Here is an 18,671-nt window from a genome sequence, read left to right as displayed (position 1 = left end):
TTAACGGACTTTGACTATGCAGCCCTCAACTTGAGTTCAAGGCGTACTCACCGGTGAAGTGCAAAATCTGAGTTTAACTAATCGCCTGTTTGCTGTCCTTGAATCAACACCAAAAAGCGCTCATCTTCACGAATACTATCAAAATCGGAATCATTCTTTGCCCAATCCTGGCATTTATCAGGATTAAGATGAATTGCTTTTTCGAGGTTTTCAATTGCTTGTTCAATGTTACTTTGAAGGATATAACAACGAGCTTTGTTGTACCAAGCCTCATGTTTGTCAGGTTTAATTTTGAGTGCTTGGTCGTAAGATGCGATCGCTTCGGTGTATCGTCCTAAATGCCGCAGGGCAATCCCCCGGTTGTACCAAGCTTCATGTTTATCTGGTTTAAATTTCAGTGCTTGGTCGTAAGATGCTATTGCTTCTTCGTTGCGTCCCAAAGACAGCAGGGCAATGCCTCGGTTGTTCCAAGCCTCATGTTTATCTGGTTTAAATTTCAGTGCTTGGTCATAAGATGCTATTGCTTCTGCGTACCGTCCTAAATTCCGCAGCGCATAACCCCGGTTGTTCCAAGCTTCGTGATCATCTGGTTTACTTTTCACAGCTTGGTCGTAGAATACTATTGCTTCCTGGTGGCGTCCTAAATTCCCCAGCACAACACCCCGATTGTTCCAAGCCTCATGTAAGTCTGGTTTAATTTTCACAGCTTGATAAGATGCTATTGCTGCTTGGTGGGATTCTATATCCCGCAGCGCAATACCCCAGTTGTTCCAAACTTGACGGTCAACAGCCATCGCTTCTTCGTATCTTCCTAAATCATACAGCGCAGTCACAAGGTTGTACCAAGCCTGATGGTAGTCTGGTTTAATTTTCAGTGCTTGATCGTAAGATGCTATTGCTTCTTCGTATCGTCCTAAATCATCCAGCGCAGTAGCAAGACTGTACCAAGCTTCGTGATAGTCTGGTTGAAATTTCACAGCTTGCTTGTAAGATGCTATTGCTTCTTCGTATCGTTCTAAATTCCCTTGCGCATAGCCCCGATTGTACCAAGCTTCGTGGTAGTCTGATTTAATTTTCAGTGCTTGGTCGTAAGATGCTATTGCTTCTTCGTATTGTTCTAAATTCCGCAGCGCATAGCCCCGGCTGTTCCAAGCTTCGTGGTCGTCTGGTTGAAATTTCACAGCTTGGTCATAGGATGCTATTGCTTCTTCGTATCGTTCTAAATTATCCAGCGCAATCCCCCGGTTGTACCAAGCCTCATGTAAGTCTAGTTGACATTTCACAGCTTGGTTGTAAGATGTGATGGCTGCTTCATATTCCTTAGCAGCGACTAATAAATTTCCAAGTTCAAGTAGTAAAATTACCTGACTATTCTCTGTTTGATGTTTTGCTGCTAGAAGGTCTTGAATTTCAAGGACTTTCTCTATCTTTTTTTCAAGGCTGAGTTTAAAATATTTTTCAGAATCCCCTTCCAGCAGCAAACGAGATGTTTCTTGTTCTACCACTTCTGGTGTTGTTGGTAATTCAAATACCCCTGAACGCCAATCAAAAAAATCTGGGGCGCGGTGAATCAAATAGTTAATCGAAAATGACCGCAATAGAAAAACAAAGCAAAATGGAAAATCATCTCTAAACCTTTCTCGCTGCTGGTTTAAATGATTTAAAATTGGAGGAACACGAGTTAAATTACTAAATTGCCCCTCTGTAATTTCGCCAAAAGTTCTTTGCTCATACTTATATAAAGAATATTCCAACCCTTTAATCAATAAAATATCAACTTGCTTGTTTTTAACAAACTCAGCTACCGGCTGATACAAGTTATCAATCGGTTCAACTAAGCGCAACGCTGCAATTTTTTTCTGGGGAATATCCTGCGGAAGTTTGGCAATGAAACGGTCTGATTGGGCAGGTGTACATTGCACAAAAAACAAGCCAAATCCTGATTTCCGCTTCAGTGCGCGAACTAAGTCTTGATAAGCTTCTTCTGGTTCGGGGGGTAAATCATCATCCCAATCACTTTCCCAATCACTTAAATTTGGGTTCATGGAAGTTTCGCCACAGCTTCTTTAAATTCTGAGATTCCTTGAATCAATGGGTGAATATCATACCAACGCTGCATTTCTCCATCATCATCCAAGTAGCGATATTCTAAAAGACAGCGGTTATACATCAAACTGCGATACTGGTCATCATTAACGATGCGTTTAGAACGGGAGACTTCCGCTAGCAGACACCATTGATGATTTTCCACAGCCCGATGATAGTCATCTCTGGCTTGAGTGATTGCTCGTCGCACTGCTTTTTCAGAAATTGGTAACTCTTCAGTCCGTCCAATAGCGTTTTGAGTTAACAATAGCAAATTTCTGACATGACCTCCACTCATCAAACACAATCTTTCTAAAGTTTGCTGACTATCAAAAATTCCGTTTTCCAACGGGAGTTCTTGTTCAATTTGCCGGACTCGCTTACGAATCACTTCTTTTACTTTCTTGAGTCCTGGTTCATAAACTTCTCCTTTGTGAGTTTTGACCATAATCATCGGCAAAATTAAGCATTCACCATAGATATCTCTGATGTCTGTTGCCCGTTTAGAATACAGCATGGAAATAGGGGCAGTATAAATCAAATGGCAATCCAAAGCTTTGAGTTGTTCACTGCGGTCTAAAAAAATTTCTTCATGGTTCGTATTTTCCCCATCTTTAACTAATACCATCCGGTCTAAGTTATCGACAATCACCGCCAGTTGAGTATAGCCGTTTGGTAGCTTGCTTTTTGCATCTGCCAGGAATTCATTCAACACCTTAATTAAGGTGACAGTGTGGGGATCGATTTTTCGGCGAATCTGCTGGCGTAATTCGGGAACGGCTCTTAAATTTGCTGTTAGCTTGGCAAATTGAGCGATTTGTGCTTCTAATTTCAAGTTCTCAAACTCTATCGGAGTCTGCGCCAAATCTTTCAATTCTTGCCAGCGTTCTTTGAGCCAGTTTAGCACCGGACTAGCATCACCAAATTGCTGTAAATCTTTGAGCAATCGGCGGGTACAAGCGAGGAGAATATCTGTATATTGAGCATCTTCTGAGTCGATATCTTCTTCATCAGCCGCAAAATAAACAACATAGAATTTGCGATTTTCCAGATATTGCTTTAATCTCAGTAGTTCTGTAGACTTCCCCGCCCCCCGATGTCCAGAGTACAATTGGCAAGTCTTTCTATCTGCTCGTTGTATGCGATTTCCGAACTCTTGTAAAATATCCACATCACCGCGTACATCCTGACAATCAACGTACTTTGGATCACCTGCGGGTAAGGGTTCAAATGGGTTAAAGGCGTTGTAGAGGTTAGTGAGTAATTCTTGAGTGTCAAGCATAAGTGGTAAAAAATATTGCAATTTTTATCAGAGGACGGTCAATTGTCGAAAAAAGGTTCGCCATCGCTTAATATTAGTCTGCAATTGGACTGACAACCAATGATCATACTGTGGATAAACGGGCAATCTTGGTACTAACTCCCAGCCAGCAGGGTGTAATATTTCTCTCAATTCCTGCTCCGGAAGATGCGGATAATCAGGATTCACTTCATCTTTTGGTCCAATTCCCCCTAAATCTCTCGCACCTGCTTCTAAACAAGCGAGTAACCATTCGTCATCTTTGATTAAATTCGGCGGAATTTGGATGCTAATATCTGGTGGTAATATTTGACGTGCCTGAGAAATAACTTTTGGCAATTGATGAGGGTTAAAAGGTGGTGCATCAAAAGTTTGCTGATGTCCTGGACTGTGGGGTTGCAGAATAACTTCTTGAATATGATGGTAACGTTGATGAATTTCAGCTATAGCTTCTAATGTTTTCCACCAATCTTGTTCTGTTTCCCCAATTCCTAACAGTAAGCCAGTGGTAAAAGCTATTTTTAATTCTCCCGCCCACTGTAATTGTTGTAAACGCACTTCTGGTGTCTTACTCGGCGCATGTTTATGCACTGTATTCAACAACTCTGGCGTTAACTGTTCCAACATTAACCCCATTGAAACATTAACTTTCTTTAATTGTTGCATTTCCTCAAAACTCAATGGTCCAGCATTCGTGTGTGGTAAAAATCCCATAGCCAAAGCTAATTCACACAAATCATAAATCCGCTGAAACCACGCCTGACGCCGTGGGGAAAGAGGATGCACCTCGCCACTCAGTATCAAGATTTCACAAACATCTTGGTTGTGAAGTTGTTTGAAAAGTTTTTCAGCTTGTGAAATTGTTAGCCATTCGCTCTTACCCGGTTCTGTGCGAAAGTTACAATAAGCACAGCGATTGAAGCACTCGTAAGTCGGAACGACTGTGTAAGCAGGGCTGTAGGTAATTTTTTGGGAATGAGAATTTGGCATATGGGGGCTGACTGGCGTAAAAACCTTTCCCTCTCCTTAATAAGGAGAGGGATGCCCGACAGGGCAGGGTGAGGTTTTACAGGAATGAGTTAGTAATTTAAGGACTTGTGTACACCGTAGCCTAAAAACGGGAGCTAAGTAAGCAAAAAAAAGTCAAAGAAATAGGTAAATCACAGTCATCTGGTTTTTCGCTTTGTGATGAGAAAATGCTATAGGTAGAATACGGCGCTTGACGATACTTCCTCAATATTATGGGCAACACTTTTGGGCATCTGTTTCGCATCACCACTTTCGGCGAATCCCACGGCGGCGGTGTGGGGGTTGTCATTGATGGTTGTCCTCCGCAATTAGAAATTTCTGCTGAGGAAATTCAAGTAGAACTAGATAGAAGGCGTCCCGGACAAAGTAAGATTACGACGCCTCGCAAGGAAACGGACACTTGCGAAATTCTCTCTGGGGTTTTTGAAGGGAAAACCCTGGGAACGCCAATTTCTATTCTGGTACGGAATAAAGACACCCGCTCTCAGGATTATGATGAGATGGCGGTTAAATATCGCCCCTCTCATGCGGATGCGACATATGACGCGAAATATGGTATTCGTAACTGGCAGGGTGGCGGGAGATCATCGGCGCGGGAGACTATAGGACGAGTTGCGGCGGGGGCGATCGCCAAAAAAATCCTCCGTCAAGTCGCCAATGTCGAAGTTATTGGTTACGTCAAACGTATCAAAGATTTAGAAGGCGGTGTTGATCCCAACACTGTTACTTTAGAACAAGTTGAAAGCAACATCGTCCGCTGTCCCGATGCGGAATGTGCAGAACGGATGATTGAATTGATTGAACAAACTGGCAGACAAGGTAATTCTATTGGTGGCGTGGTGGAATGCGTAGCGCGAAACGTGCCGAAAGGTTTGGGTGAGCCAGTTTTTGATAAGTTGGAAGCGGATATAGCTAAAGGTGTGATGTCTCTCCCAGCTAGTAAAGGCTTTGAAATTGGTTCCGGTTTTGCGGGGACACTACTCACTGGTATTGAGCATAACGACGAGTTTTATGTAGATGAAAATGGAGAAACTCGCACTGTAACCAACCGTTCTGGTGGAATTCAAGGCGGTATTTCCAACGGTGAAAATATCATCTTGCGTGTTGCATTTAAGCCAACGGCAACGATTAGAAAAGAACAGAAGACAGTTACCAATGAGGGTGAAGAAACAACTCTAGCAGGAAAAGGACGCCATGATCCTTGTGTGTTACCGCGTGCAGTGCCAATGGTTGAGGCGATGGTAGCGTTGGTGCTCTGTGACCATCTGTTGCGGCATCATGGTCAGTGTAAAGTGTTGTAGGATGATTGATTTATCAAAAGTAGACTGTAGGGTGAGTCATAAATCATTTGTGAAAAATTAGAAACCCGGTTTCTGCCAGAAACCGGGTTTCTGGACTCCAGCAATTTATGCGCTACGCGCAGGCTATGCCAACACAACTCATATAGGATTGCTATATACTCAGGTCTTGATACGTTTGCAATCGTTGATTCAAAGTTCCTGTATGTAACTCAAACAAATGATTGTCGTAGTCGTAAAAATATAAGGAACGTCCTTCTCCTTCTACACGAGTTCGACCTTCCTTAACATCTACCCCAAGACTCCTAACTCTAGCAGCATAGAATTCGTAGTCCTCTTCGGTTATTTTAAAAGCCACATGGTTATAAGTTTTCTCGGGCATTGACTCTCCTTCCATGATGGCAATCCATAAGCCGTTTATAAGGAAGAATTTTTCCTTGGAGATGGAGAAAGTTTGCTCACCGCTAGAATAAATCTCCTTGGCATGAAATATAGATACAAGGAATTTCGTCATCTTCTCCAAGTCCCTGACGATGAATGTAATATGACTAATTCCTTGAATCATTTAAATTACTGTAAATCGATATATCTAAGATCTAGAATAATTGGGATTCCATTGCAACCAGTAATTTTCCAAGGCTCTGGCGATAACATCTGCTAATTTACCGAACAAGGCGTATAGCAAAATGCTCAATACAACAACATCTGTTTGCATAAATTCTCTGGCGTTCATTGCCATGTAACCAATACCAGAATCAGCGGCTATTGTCTCAGCAACAATCAGTGTCAACCACATGATACCCAAAGAAAAACGGACACCCACCAAAATAGAGGACAATGCCCCAGGAAGAATAATTCGCCAGAATAAACCCCAGGTACTTAAACCATAAACTTTTCCCATCTCAATTAATCCTGGATCAACACTACGAATTCCATGAAAAGTATTTAAATAAATGGGAAACATGACACCCAAAGAGACAAGAAATAATCTGGCTTCATCGCCAATGCCAAACCACAAAATCACCAAAGGTATTAATGCTAAATTAGGAATATTACGTAGCATTTGAATAGAAGTATCTAATAACTTTTCCGCAGTGGGAGAGATTCCATTGAGTAAACCCAAGAGAAACCCAATACTTCCACCAAGTAGAAATCCGGAAATTGCCCTTGTGGCACTAATGCCGATATTTCTAAATAGTTCGCCTGTCTTTGCTAAATTAATAGCAGCACCGACAACACTTAAAGGCGAAGGTAAAATCCGGATTGGAATTAAGCCTATAGAAGAGAAGAACTGCCACAAAATAATTATCGACAGAGGTACTAACCAAGGAATCAAAGACTGAATTTTGCGATTTTTTAAAAAGTGTGATTTGAATTTATATTTTTTCATTGTCTGCCTTGATGGAAAATTATTATGAGTGGAAGAGATAATTTTCATAGGATAATGTTGTCTTTGTTAATAAAGTTTGACTAAGCTAGTAGAATGTTTTTTGATAAACTAACTTTTCCAAGTTGCAATGACAGTAATGGGTAACTCTTCTGTAAATGTTCCTGAAGGCTCTACCTGTAGAAGGGATTCTTTTAAATCAGCCTCAAATTTATGGCGGTTTTCTCCAACAAAAGAAGGGAGACAGAAAGCTGTAGAATAGAGATAGCCAATGTAGGTATCAATTGTCCAATATTTTTTATATTTGACTTCCTAGAGATAGCTACTGTTTAGCTAGGACTTCTTTAGGTGTGATTTTGGCATATTCTTCAGGTGATAAAAACCCGTCTCTGACATTCACCTTTTTGGGTATGAGTTTTAAACTATACCATTTATCTGCTACTTCCTGTTGTTTTGTAATAATTTTATTGGTAATTGGTACCAATGAAAAATCATACTTTTTGTGCATTTTCTCCAGAGTTGGTACATCAAGTTGTGTCACAGGTGCAAGTAGTTGGGCTATTTCTTTCGGGTGTTCTTTTGACCAAACTTGTGCTTTTTGTAGTTCGTCTAAAAACACTTTAATGACTTCGGGATTTTCTTGATAAAATTTGCGTGTTGTTGAGAAAAAATTATTCGTATCCCGTAAACCATTACTACCATCTATCAAAACACGACCGATTTTATTTTGCTCATTTCTAGTAACAAATGGTTCCCAGATAAACCAAGCATCCACTTTACCTTGACTGAATGCTGCACTCGCATCAGCTGGTGGTAGATAAACTGATTGTACATCAGTGAGTTTTAATCCTTCTTTTTCTAACGCCCTGAGTAGAAGGTAATGACCGATAGATGCTTTTTGAAAAGCAACTTTTTTACCTTTCAAATCCTTGACACTTTTGACTTTAGAGTTGGTAGGAACTAAAAGCGAAATTGATTTACCATCAGCGGAATTAGCAGCCAAGTAAACAAGAGGAGTTCCGGCTGCTTGGGCAAATACAGGCGGTGATTCAGCGGTTAAGGCAATGTCAAGCCCGTTTGCATTTAGGGCTTCTAATTGTTGTGGTCCAGCAGCGAATTCAGGCCATTCTACTTTATATCCCAGAGATTGTAATCTTTTTTCGAGATTGCCTTGCTTTTCTAAAACTGCCAGTGCAGTAAGTTGTTTAGAACGAACAATTCTTACTACTTTATTAGCACTAGTAGATATAAGTTTAGTAGCTGCGTTAGCTGCATCAGGTGTAGATGAAGTTGCCTGTTGTTGAGTATTATTCTGTGGCGTGCCCCAACTAAAAAGTGTACTAGATAATACTAAGCTGTAGCCAAGGGCAAATAATGCGGTACGACGAGTGATTCGTCCGCGTTTCCATGATTCAAACTTATCTTTTAAGGCTTGCATTAGTAGATGATTACAAAAATGACAAATAACTGGATGTTTAGAAACTTACTTGTTTGTATCTGATTGTTGATAATTCAGAGGTGTGTAGCAAATATATTCAAAAACAATTACTAAGTCTTTGACTGGCGATCGCCATCGCCTGAATGGCAAGTATTAATGTATTAATCTTCTTAATTATTGAGGTAATAAGGTGGGTAATACCCACCTTAGGAATTTGCCATCTCAGATTCAGAGGAGAACCAAGGCAACACTTATGATTTGTATCATAATACAATTCAGTTAAGGATTGGGGCGTGAAAATTTTAGGCGTGTAAAGACTTTTATATGAGTGCGTCTCTACAGAAGTTAACGCTAAATTCGATTGTCTTAACTGAATCGTATTGATTTATATCATTTTGATTTTATCATGAAAATTTCTCAGGAAAAAAACTAAACTTTTAAAATCTTATGTTGATACTACTTTCAACATCCAAAATCCAAAATCTCTGGTTCAAAAATAGTATTAGGAGTATTGGGTTATAAGAGGGAATTCTTGGTTAAGTACCCAATTTCCGATATCTTTGAATTTATAGTCTATGGGGTCGTGAAGTGTGAAGGTACGTAAATCTCGCCAATAACGGTCAAAGCCATATTTGGTACCAGTTGACCGAGTACCCATGACTTCAAAAATGCGGTTCGTGATATTTAATCCGGCTTTGGTGGCAAAAGCTTTGGCAGAGAAAACAGCGATCGCCACTTCTCCTCTTTCTTCAGTAGTCAGCTTAACATCCTTTTCCCAAGCTTGTTGTACTTTCACAGCGGTTTGGTCAGCTAACAGTATAGCAGCTTGCAGTTCTGTCCACAATTCACCATAGTGATGCTGAATGTAGGGGTCTTTTGTTGCACTGTCTACCCCTGATGTAATCCAAGGTTTAGTAATAGTTGTAGTGTATTGTTTGGCGGCTGTAAATGCTCCTTGGGCAATTCCTAAATACACATAAGTTTTAGTCAGTTGAGCGATAATTCCCAGAAATGTACTAAAAGCACTATCAGGAGGATGAGGATATCCCAAAATTTCATCTTTTTTCACTAAAACATTGTGAAATGTAAACGTGTTGCTGTCGGTTCGTCGTTGCCCAATATTATCCCAATCCTGATTAGAAACTACACCAGATCGGTCTTTGGGAATGACAAATAATAAAGGAAATTCTACACCATCTTGCACGGCAGAGAATACCCGTAAATCGGCGGAAGCAATACCAGTACCAAAGCTTTTAACGCCATTAACGCGGAAATCTTCACCTTCTGGGCTAATTTTCAATCTTGTATCTCGCGTGTTGATAGCGTTTGCCCAAAACAAGTTATTCTGGGCAGTTTCTCGATAATATCTCTCTTTTTGTTCTGGGGTTCCAGAAACATGACCCAAAGCAGTTAAATTGAGATGATTGCCGTACAATTGCCCAATGGAACCATCAGCTTGAGATAGTTCTTGGACAACTTTTAAAGCTTCTATCCAAGTTCCGTCAGCACCACCATAGGCTTTTGGTACGACTAGGGGAAGTAAACCACTTTCACGAAGTCTTTGTATTTCTAAATCTGGAATTCCTGCTTTGAGATCACGTTCGACTGCGGTGCTGGAGAGTTCTTGTAAAAGAGAGGATGCAATTCCTATCCAATCTTTTGATTCTTTAACTAATAGTTGCACCATTGGTAGATTTTCCCCTTTTTTGATTTTTGATGAGTTGGTAGTTGTCAATTAATATTTCTTGAGCCACATTTTGCATTAGCTTTCTATCTCGCGTATAACTGCAAGTTCTAAGCGAGATAGTTACGAAACTTTCTCCAAATGTTTTGGAATTTCTGTAGTAGGTGAATTCAAGAAAGATGAATGTTGTGGTTCCAACTCATGGAGGCGATTGCCTACGGCAGAGCTATGCTTAACGCCATTGGCGACGGCTTCCGCATCGCCCTGAGTGAATCTCCCTGCTGCAACCTCCTGCTCTTGCTTACCCATCACCCGCCGTAAAATCTTCTCCACTGTCAGAGCAAGTACCGCATCTCCCCTAACTCGTGGACGTGGAAGATTAATCTCTAAATCTAAGCCAATCTGACCGTTTTCAATCAATATCACTCGGTCTGCTAGCACAACGGCTTCTTCCACATCATGGGTAATCAGCAATGCAGTAAATCCTTGCTCTTGCCATAAGTTCTCAAGTAACTGCTGCATTTCAATCCGCGTTAGTGCATCCAACGCTCCCAGGGGTTCATCAAGCAGTAACAAAGCAGGTTGACTTGCCAACGCTCTTGCTAATGCCACCCGTTGGCGTTGTCCACCAGAAAGGACGGCGGGCCATTCATTCGCTCTGTCTTCCAGCCCGACAGCACGCAAGACTTGCAAAGCCGTTTGCCGTGCATACACTTTCGAGTTCAAACCTACTAAGCCTAACTCCACATTTGCTAATACCCGATCCCAAGGTAGTAACCGCGCATCTTGGAACATCATCCGGATACTTGGGTTAATGCGATGATGTGAATATTTGTCATCTAACAACACGCTACCTCCACTCGGACTATCTAGTCCAGCAACCAGACGCAGCATTGTACTTTTACCACATCCACTCCGACCGACAATGGCGACAAATTCCCCTGGCTGAATATCTAAGTCAATATCTTGCAAAACTGTTTTCTTCCCAAAGGACTTTCGTAGCCCTTCGAGTTTTAAATGCATTCCACGTGTTTCAGATTTCATCGCAAAACCTCCCTTTTTTGACCCTGTATCAGAACTGCCTCTATTGGCTAGAGAAACCTCGTATCAGAAAAGAAATACCAGCTAAAATACATTTATATGGTCTGTTCAATGCAGTCATTCTGGCTTTGATCCGCTACATGCGTTCATCAAGACTACTTACTTGAGTGAACCATCCGAAAAAGAATGTCATCAGCCAAGGTCACAACAACACTTTCTTATTGACATTGTTTTCGCTCCTTTTTTGATTAAGTGTCTATAATCTCAAAACTCTTTCACAGAAGACACTTACATGGGATACCTGCCCAGTAATTGTCTATTGATTGATGTTTGCTTTTAAAGTACGGTTAATAGGTAAGCAAACAGTATTTTGTTTCTAGTAGTCTCACACACTCAGCCGAAAAAGGCAAGTGTCTTTTTATAAAAAAATGCCAAACTACGATTGATGTTGGCATTTCGCGCTTGTCTGGATAAACGCTGTTATCGCAATTCAAACCCCAAGTTTTTTAAAGCTTCCCGCAAGCGATCGCGTCCTGATAAAGACTCAGCAAACGCCACTCGTTTGGCAGAATGTTCTGTCCAATCACCAGGAACATTCATTTGCTGGGAATTGTAGAAGGCTTTCATCACCTGGTTATAAAAAGTAATTGACTCATCCTGTTCTGTTAATTTATAAGTTTCTCTGTGCAAAACAGCCCGCTGAGGTAAGCGTGGTTTAATCGCTGTCTCTACAGTGCTGTCAGCATAACCGACACATAATCCAAAAACTGCAAACACATGGGGTGGTAAGTCCAAAACCTCCGCAACACTTTCTGGATGGTTACGCAACGCACCAATATACACCGTTCCCAAACCAAGAGACTCCGCCGCTACCACCGCATTTTGAGCCGCCAACGCTGCATCAATCGCCGCCATCAGGAACATTTCCAGATAATCTAAACCCTCATGGGGTAATCCGCGACTTTCAGCGATGTGGGTGAGTCTGGCTAAATCTGCCAACCACACTAGAAATAGCGGACAAGATCGAATATGCGCTTGATTACTAGCTAATTGTGATAGCTTTTGCTTGCGGTTTGCATCTTCTACCGCTACTACACTCCACGTCTGGAGATTCGAGGAAGTAGACGCTGACTGCGCCGCTGCGACTAGCGTTTCTAGAGTTCCTGGTGGTAAAGTGTCAGGCAAGTAAGCACGAATCGAATGGTGAGATAAAAGAGAACTGATACAGTCATTCCCAATCTAATCTCTCAGCGTCCGAAACTTTACTATTGACGATTTTCTTATCGTTCTCAAGAAAGCCCGTTGCAACAGAATAACTTACCGTTTCGTTGCTACAAACTAAATCATGAGCCCAGGAAAAATCCTCAGGACACAAAGTTTGGTCAGCATGTTCGCGACTAGCAGCCCGATAAGCTGCTTCAATAACGATTTGACGTATCTGACGACCTGTTAAACCCTTGAATTTTGTGGCGAGATAATTTGCTGTAATGCTAGAGTCGAGCGGTAACTCTTGTATGAGATGAGTTTCCCAAATACGTTCACTTAAATTTTCATCTGGCAGTGGAAAATCGATTCTAGTTAATCTAGAGAGAAAAGCCGGATCATATCCTTCTACAAGGTTTGATGCAAAAATACAGATGATTGGTGTATTTTGGATAAGTAATAGCAACTGGCTACGCATGGAGTTAACCGCATGATCAGCCCCTTCACTCGCCGCTGCATTGCGCTTTGACAGCAATGTTTCGGCTTCATCAATAAACAATACAGCGTCGTTAGCCTTAGCAAATTCAAAAAGTGCGGAAAGATTCTTAGCAGCCTCTCCAAAATACTTACTTACAATGTCAGCATATGAAACCTCAATGATTTTTTTGTTCAGCCTAGACGCAAAATTGTGCGCTGTCAACGTTTTACCTGTTCCTGGTGGTCCAACGAAGTTCAGCGACACTCGCGGAAATGGGTCAATCTTATCAACTCCCCATTTTTTCTGAACTAATTGAATTAAATCCCAACGCTTAAGTTGGCTATTAATAAGTTCTTGCTGTTTGGAGGGCAGTACAAGAATCGAGGCATTGTTATTAGGCATTCGTAATAGGTGATCGAATGTTGCCAACTTTTCTTGACCATTGTTATGTTCTGCGTTTGATGAGCCAGGATTACAGTTGATGATTATTTCGCGAATCTTGGAGTTTTCTCTGCACACATTCCACACCTCAGCAATCCTCTTCGCTACATTTTCGCGAAGTTTTTCCTTCTGGGAGGAGTTCTCGACCCCTTCAATTATTACTTTCATGACTCTATGATTACAGGTTTACTAATAGGAAACTTCTGGAGATCTTCATCCAATTTCTGTGCGTTCCAAACTTTACTATCTAAGACCTTTGTATTGCCGTCAAAAAAGCCAGTCACAACAGAATAGTCTCCGTTGTTCAATCTGTCCACCATCAAAGCAGGTTTAGCATTTACATTCTGGTTTGTTCGACGCTCCCGAAGATAATTACGAATAACTGTTACAGTTAGATAAGTGACAACTGAAGCTACTGCCAACGCAGCAATTGCAAGAGAGATCGTTAGTGGATCAAACATTTTTGTTCTCCTTCTAATCAAAAGGAATTAAAACTATTTTTTGATTTGCAAATAACTGCTGTAACTCTAGATCAAGAGATTTAGCTTTGAAAACTACAGCAATTTTCCGACCTTTATCGGTGAAGAGACTTTCATTTTTCTCATCAACTATAAAGGCTTCCACTTTCTGTTCGGCAGGATAGTAAGAGACGACACAACCACTAGATTGTTCAGAAGTTTTCCGGTTCTCAGTTATCCAGGAACGAAGAATTGATCCGGTCAAATGCCCTCGGATTTCATCAAAGGGATCTTTGATTACCTCGAACAACACGGAAATTCCTGCGCTGGCGAAAGCTAACAAATTTGACTGCATTTGGTCTTCGGGATTATTATGAGTCATAGTTACAAGTCTTCTTAATATTTACAAAAAACGTCAATAGATATCTTCTGAAATGATGTGAGGGCGAACAACCGGGGTACATTTACAAAGAGTTTTGAAGTACTTGTAATTAGTTTTCGGAGATGTCTACTGCAAACGACACATTTAACTACTGGTTTCCACTCCTCAAAGAAGTCTTGCCATCGAGCTTACTTGAACAGGTAAAAAAAACACAAGTGACTACCTTTTTGGTAAACAGGACGCAACCTAAGAGGATGTTTGAAAAGTCTAAAACCGTGTGTTTCACTACCCTAACTACCGAGAAACGACTACGAGAGAATCTGGGTTTTGGGATTTGCGATCACGCCCCTGAGTCTCACTTAAGGCTCAAGCAGACCCTTTTCAAACATCCTCTCATCTATTTCAATAATAGCAAAACAAAATCATATGTGTTATCAAAAAAATGATAAGTCATTAGACTTATCAAATTTCTTGTAATTAGGAATACTCATCAGATATTCAATAATAAAAAGTACTTAGATTAACCAGTGATAACTATTAATAGCTCTTCTAAAGTAGATTAAAAAGTAGCTCGCATCACTTTCAATAATAACGAGCCCAAAGGTCACAAAAATCTAACTATTAGTGAGCAATGCCCACCCTAAGATTTGTGGTCTATTCATATGAAAACCGCTCTTCAGGTTAAAACTTGAATGTGGTACGCAGCCAACCAACTACACTACCAGGATTGTCGGCATCAGAGTTTGGTGCGGTGATCCAGATGAAACCTGGCGTAATCGCAATATAATCGTTGAGTTGATATTGGTAAAATGCCTCAACGTGCAGGGACGTATCCTTGTCCACTTGTCCAAGACCTGCTCCCAAATCTACATTCTTACTCAAGGCAGTCAGTTTCGGTTCCATACCGACGAAAAGACCGCCTAAACTACCTTTTTGAAAAAGATCAGGGAATGCCAGTCCTACCGCCCAGTCCCAGACCTGACCATCTCCGACCCCCAGATAGCGGTGTGCTGAATAACCTACCCACCCATTAAGTGCAAACTTGGGACTAATTTTATACAAAGCTTGTATGCCGTAAAGATTACCTACAGTTCCCCTTCCAGCCACGGTACTGTTTGCCAGGTTACTCCCGATTACTGGACCGAAGTTTGTCCCAGTTTGACCTATGGTGTTCGGTGGGCTGTAGGTATTGGCGTAAGTTAAAGCCACCCGAAAATCTTGACTGGGGGTGGAGTATGATAACTGTCCCAGAGCTACATACCTGCCTGAAAATAAGCCATTGTTAGGTGTAGGATTGTCACCATTAATTGCGGTGTACGCTAACCCTAATTGCCACTGTTTACCGAATTGCTGGAGTATTGCAATTCCGGGACCCGTATCTCCATAATCATAGACCATATTCCGCCGTGCAAATCGTGAGATCGCATTAGCCGCAGACCCTTCAAAATATGGGTTGATAGGACCACTCAAGCCGATTTCAAAAGCTCCATCGGACTGGGAAAAAATGTTGACTTGAGTACTTTTAAAAGGTTTAAACTGATAACGAAGTCCAGAGATATAAACGTCATTGTTTGGATAAACAGGACTGGCATTATCAGAAGTTCTCCCGTCAGTGGTTCCAAATATTCCAGTTCTTGTTCCTCCTAAAGAGGCAATATTTCCAGCTTGAAGTGTCATCCGTAGTTGATCGGTGCCGCTAAAACTGGTGTTTAAAATTAGGCGAACCCGGTCTTGAAATGTGATGACATGAGGTGCAGGTCTCTTGGTAACGACGTTATTGCCCGTCAGAACTCCCCCAATAACAGTCTCAACTTCACCGACTAATTTGGTTGTAGTAGAAAACTGACGTTGTTCAAGATTCGCATTCTGTACCTCTAGCGCATCTACTCGTCCGCGTAGTTGTGCCAGTTCTGCTCCAAATTGATTTTGTAGTGTTTGCAGGGTAACTAAGTCCTCTTTTCTGACCAAATCGCTTGTTCCTGCAGCAAGCAGTTCAGTAATTCGATTGAGTGCTGCATTCAACCCTGCGGCAAACTCGTAACGGCTCATTGCCCGATTACCCCGAAAAGTCTGGTCAGGATAACCCGCAATCACACCATACCGTTCTACTAACGATTGCAATGCAGCAAATGCCCAGTCGGTGGGTTTCACATCGGAGAGCTGGGAGACAGAATTAACCTGCCCTATTGTTGCATCGCGGTTTGGTAGCTTGGACGAATCATTCTTGAGTGTAGGGTTAGCAGGGACAGGAGTAGGCGATCGCTTCCCATCCGATAGTTCAGAGACAGAAGTCTTTGGAGTTACCCCTGCATCGCCTGGTGAAGGGTGAAGAGGGACAGAAATAGGTGACAGTGAGGGCACTGATGAGGGTACTTGTGAGATCAGCGTAAAGCGATCCATTACGGAATTGCTGCTTTGGAGAACAGACGCTTTATATTGCTCAGGAGCGTTCGCCCTTTGGGCGGATCCCCTTGGGACAATCGCAGTACTCCTCACGGCAGATGAAATTGATGAATCGGTAGATGAAGAATATTCAGGTGTATCTGCCCAACTTTTGGCAGGATTAAGAACTAAGATGATCTGCATATCTAGCAGGGAAACCAAAAATAGTATCCATCTAGAATTCCAACGAAATTTCGACATGACACTCCTCAACCTAAAAAGTGAATGAATTTGCTCTAAATTCATAGACAAAATTGGCAGAATCACTTGATACAATGCTTCTGCTAAATAGTCAAAAGGGCTTAGTAATAACTTCGCTAGAGAGGTATCAATTTAAAAGAACAAAGCCAGCAATGAGCACTTAAATAAGCAAATTTAGGAGTCAGAATTTATCTTGTACGCTTGCTACTCATAAAAAATGATGGCATAGCCGCCTGCGCCCTGTCGGGCTTCGCGTAGCATGCCTGAAGTAAGCCCACCACAAAATGACTCCAGCTTTGTATCTGGAAAATCCTCAAAAAATCATCAAAACTTTCCCCTCCTAGTAACAAAACTAGGTAAGAGAAAATAACTCTATGGCAATAACCAAATTACCTTATTGAAAAAATACGGTTACCTGGTTGAATTAATGTTGATTATCTTACTAGATAGCAGTCTTTGAGAAAAACTGTATATAGTGAGTATTTTTAGCTACATTTGATCTATAATTGAAAATTAGTCATCTAAGCTTGTTTCCGAAATAAATATCTGGTAATATCCATTTTTGAGATATTAACTCCGGTTAAACGGTATATTTACTGTATTTTAAGTTAAAGTTTCGTTTTGTTACGTTTTTTTTGCTAAAAGTAATCAAGATAATTCATTCAAGAATATGAAGTACAACCAACTTGGCGAGAGTGACCTCAAGGTTTCTGAAATTTGTCTGGGAACCATGACTTATGGACAGCAGAATACAATTGAGGAAGCGCATCAACAGTTAGATTATGCTATTGCTCAAGGGATAAATTTTATTGATACTGCGGAAATGTATCCAGTACCGCCTCGTGGAGAAACTCAAGGAAAAACCGAAGCTTACATTGGCGAATGGTTAAAAAAACAGCAGCGGAACCAACTCATCATTGCCACAAAAATTGCAGGTCCCGGTCGTCCTTTTAAATGGTTGCGGGGAGGAAATCTCCAAATTAACCACAACAACATTAAGCAAGCGGTAGATGATAGTCTGAAGCGATTACAAACAGATTATATAGATTTGTACCAAATTCACTGGCCAGAACGCTATGTTCCCACCTTTGGGCAGACAGAGTACAAACCTGATTTGGAACGTGAAACTGTGAGTATTGCCGAACAATTACAAGCATTTGCAGATGTCATCAAAGCAGGTAAAATTCGCTATCTGGGCTTGAGTAATGAGACACCTTGGGGTGTGAGTGAGTTTGTTCATATTGCCAAACAGCTAGAATTGCCCAAAGTGATCTCGATTCAAAACGCTTATAACTTGCTGAATCGTGTATTTGATTCAGCTTTAGCAGAAGTTTCTCGTTATACAAATGTTGGGTTATTAGCTTATAGTCCTTTAGGATTTGGTTTGTTATCTGGGAAGTACACAGACGAGAAAAAACCAGAAAATACACGATTGTCTCTATTTCAAGGTTTTGGACAACGCTATCTCAAACCAAATGTAAATGAGGCTGTAGCAGCTTATGTATCAATTGCCAGAAAATATAATTTGCAGCCTACACAATTAGCTTTGGCTTTCGTCCGGAGTCGGTGGTTTGTGAGTAGCACAATTATTGGTGCGACATCCTTAGAACAACTACAAGAAAATATTGACAGCGTGAATGTCATTCTCAACCAAGAGATTTTAGCAGAGTTAGATGCAGTTCATACACGCTATCCCAATCCAGCCCCTTAACAATTCAAAATTCAAAATCACCGAAGATTTGAATCTCCTTCGGAGACGCTGCGCGAACGGAGGAAACCTCCGCTCAAACTTCTCTCAAAATTC

General features: G+C 41.2%; 15 protein-coding genes. 2 read left to right on the top strand and 13 right to left on the bottom strand.

Annotated elements, in window-relative coordinates; all coding sequences use genetic code 11:
* Positions 1-77: 77 nt before the first annotated feature.
* The 3 genes from DP116_RS00215 to cofG are packed head-to-tail and all read right to left on the bottom strand — an operon-like array spanning position 78 to position 4,375.
* Positions 78-2,045, bottom strand: coding sequence for a tetratricopeptide repeat protein (locus tag DP116_RS00215; protein WP_169153246.1), 1,968 nt, complete (start codon positions 2,043-2,045; stop codon positions 78-80).
* Positions 2,042-3,367 (bottom strand): P-loop NTPase family protein, encoded by a 1,326-nt coding sequence (locus DP116_RS00210; RefSeq protein ID WP_169153245.1) that lies wholly within the window; start codon positions 3,365-3,367, stop codon positions 2,042-2,044. The genes DP116_RS00215 and DP116_RS00210 overlap by 4 nt, the downstream gene beginning before the upstream one ends.
* Before the next feature lie 27 nt (positions 3,368-3,394).
* Positions 3,395-4,375, bottom strand: a complete 981-nt coding sequence (gene cofG / locus DP116_RS00205; RefSeq protein WP_169153244.1) for a 7,8-didemethyl-8-hydroxy-5-deazariboflavin synthase subunit CofG — start codon at positions 4,373-4,375, stop codon at positions 3,395-3,397.
* A 251-nt stretch (positions 4,376-4,626) separates the two neighbouring features.
* On the opposite strand from cofG, the gene aroC reads away from it, so the two are divergent.
* A complete protein-coding gene (gene aroC, locus DP116_RS00200; protein WP_169153243.1) occupies positions 4,627-5,715 on the top strand; it encodes a chorismate synthase in 1,089 nt (362 codons plus the stop codon).
* 151 nt (positions 5,716-5,866) lie between these two features.
* Here the strand turns inward: aroC and fosX are convergent, their stop codons facing one another.
* From fosX to DP116_RS00150, 10 genes are all read right to left on the bottom strand, one after another.
* A complete protein-coding gene (gene fosX, locus DP116_RS00195; RefSeq protein WP_169153242.1) occupies positions 5,867-6,277 on the bottom strand; it encodes a FosX/FosE/FosI family fosfomycin resistance hydrolase in 411 nt (136 codons plus the stop codon).
* Between the two features lie 24 nt (positions 6,278-6,301).
* A complete protein-coding gene (gene ssuC, locus DP116_RS00190; protein ID WP_169153241.1) occupies positions 6,302-7,102 on the bottom strand; it encodes an aliphatic sulfonate ABC transporter permease SsuC in 801 nt (266 codons plus the stop codon).
* A 319-nt stretch (positions 7,103-7,421) separates the two neighbouring features.
* Entirely contained in the window at positions 7,422-8,537 is a 1,116-nt protein-coding gene (locus tag DP116_RS00185; RefSeq protein ID WP_169153240.1) for an aliphatic sulfonate ABC transporter substrate-binding protein, read from the bottom strand.
* Positions 8,538-9,039: 502 nt separating this feature from the next.
* Entirely contained in the window at positions 9,040-10,224 is a 1,185-nt protein-coding gene (locus tag DP116_RS00180) for an acyl-CoA dehydrogenase family protein (RefSeq protein WP_169153239.1), read from the bottom strand.
* Positions 10,225-10,344: 120 nt separating this feature from the next.
* A complete protein-coding gene (locus tag DP116_RS00175; RefSeq protein ID WP_169153238.1) occupies positions 10,345-11,265 on the bottom strand; it encodes an ATP-binding cassette domain-containing protein in 921 nt (306 codons plus the stop codon).
* 477 nt (positions 11,266-11,742) lie between these two features.
* Positions 11,743-12,501 (bottom strand): nitroreductase family protein, encoded by a 759-nt coding sequence (locus tag DP116_RS00170; RefSeq protein ID WP_169153274.1) that lies wholly within the window; start codon positions 12,499-12,501, stop codon positions 11,743-11,745.
* A complete protein-coding gene (locus tag DP116_RS00165) occupies positions 12,491-13,552 on the bottom strand; it encodes an AAA family ATPase (RefSeq protein WP_169153237.1) in 1,062 nt (353 codons plus the stop codon). The genes DP116_RS00170 and DP116_RS00165 overlap by 11 nt, the downstream gene beginning before the upstream one ends.
* Positions 13,549-13,845: a hypothetical protein gene (locus DP116_RS00160; RefSeq protein ID WP_169153236.1), complete on the bottom strand. Its 297-nt coding sequence runs from the start codon at positions 13,843-13,845 to the stop codon at positions 13,549-13,551. Before DP116_RS00160 ends, DP116_RS00165 begins: the two co-directional genes overlap by 4 nt.
* 13 nt (positions 13,846-13,858) lie before the next feature.
* Positions 13,859-14,224, bottom strand: coding sequence for a hypothetical protein (locus DP116_RS00155; RefSeq protein ID WP_169153235.1), 366 nt, complete (start codon positions 14,222-14,224; stop codon positions 13,859-13,861).
* 681 nt (positions 14,225-14,905) lie between these two features.
* Positions 14,906-16,867: an iron uptake porin gene (locus DP116_RS00150; protein WP_169153234.1), complete on the bottom strand. Its 1,962-nt coding sequence runs from the start codon at positions 16,865-16,867 to the stop codon at positions 14,906-14,908.
* 670 nt (positions 16,868-17,537) lie between these two features.
* On the opposite strand from DP116_RS00150, the gene DP116_RS00145 reads away from it, so the two are divergent.
* Positions 17,538-18,578: an NADP(H)-dependent aldo-keto reductase gene (locus tag DP116_RS00145; protein WP_169153233.1), complete on the top strand. Its 1,041-nt coding sequence runs from the start codon at positions 17,538-17,540 to the stop codon at positions 18,576-18,578.
* Positions 18,579-18,671 lie beyond the last annotated feature (93 nt).

The organism is Brasilonema bromeliae SPC951 (genome assembly GCF_012912135.1).
Classification (GTDB): domain Bacteria; phylum Cyanobacteriota; class Cyanobacteriia; order Cyanobacteriales; family Nostocaceae; genus Brasilonema; species Brasilonema bromeliae.
The sequence above is the reverse complement of the archived record's forward strand: the minus strand, read 5'-3'. Positions and strand labels throughout refer to the sequence as shown.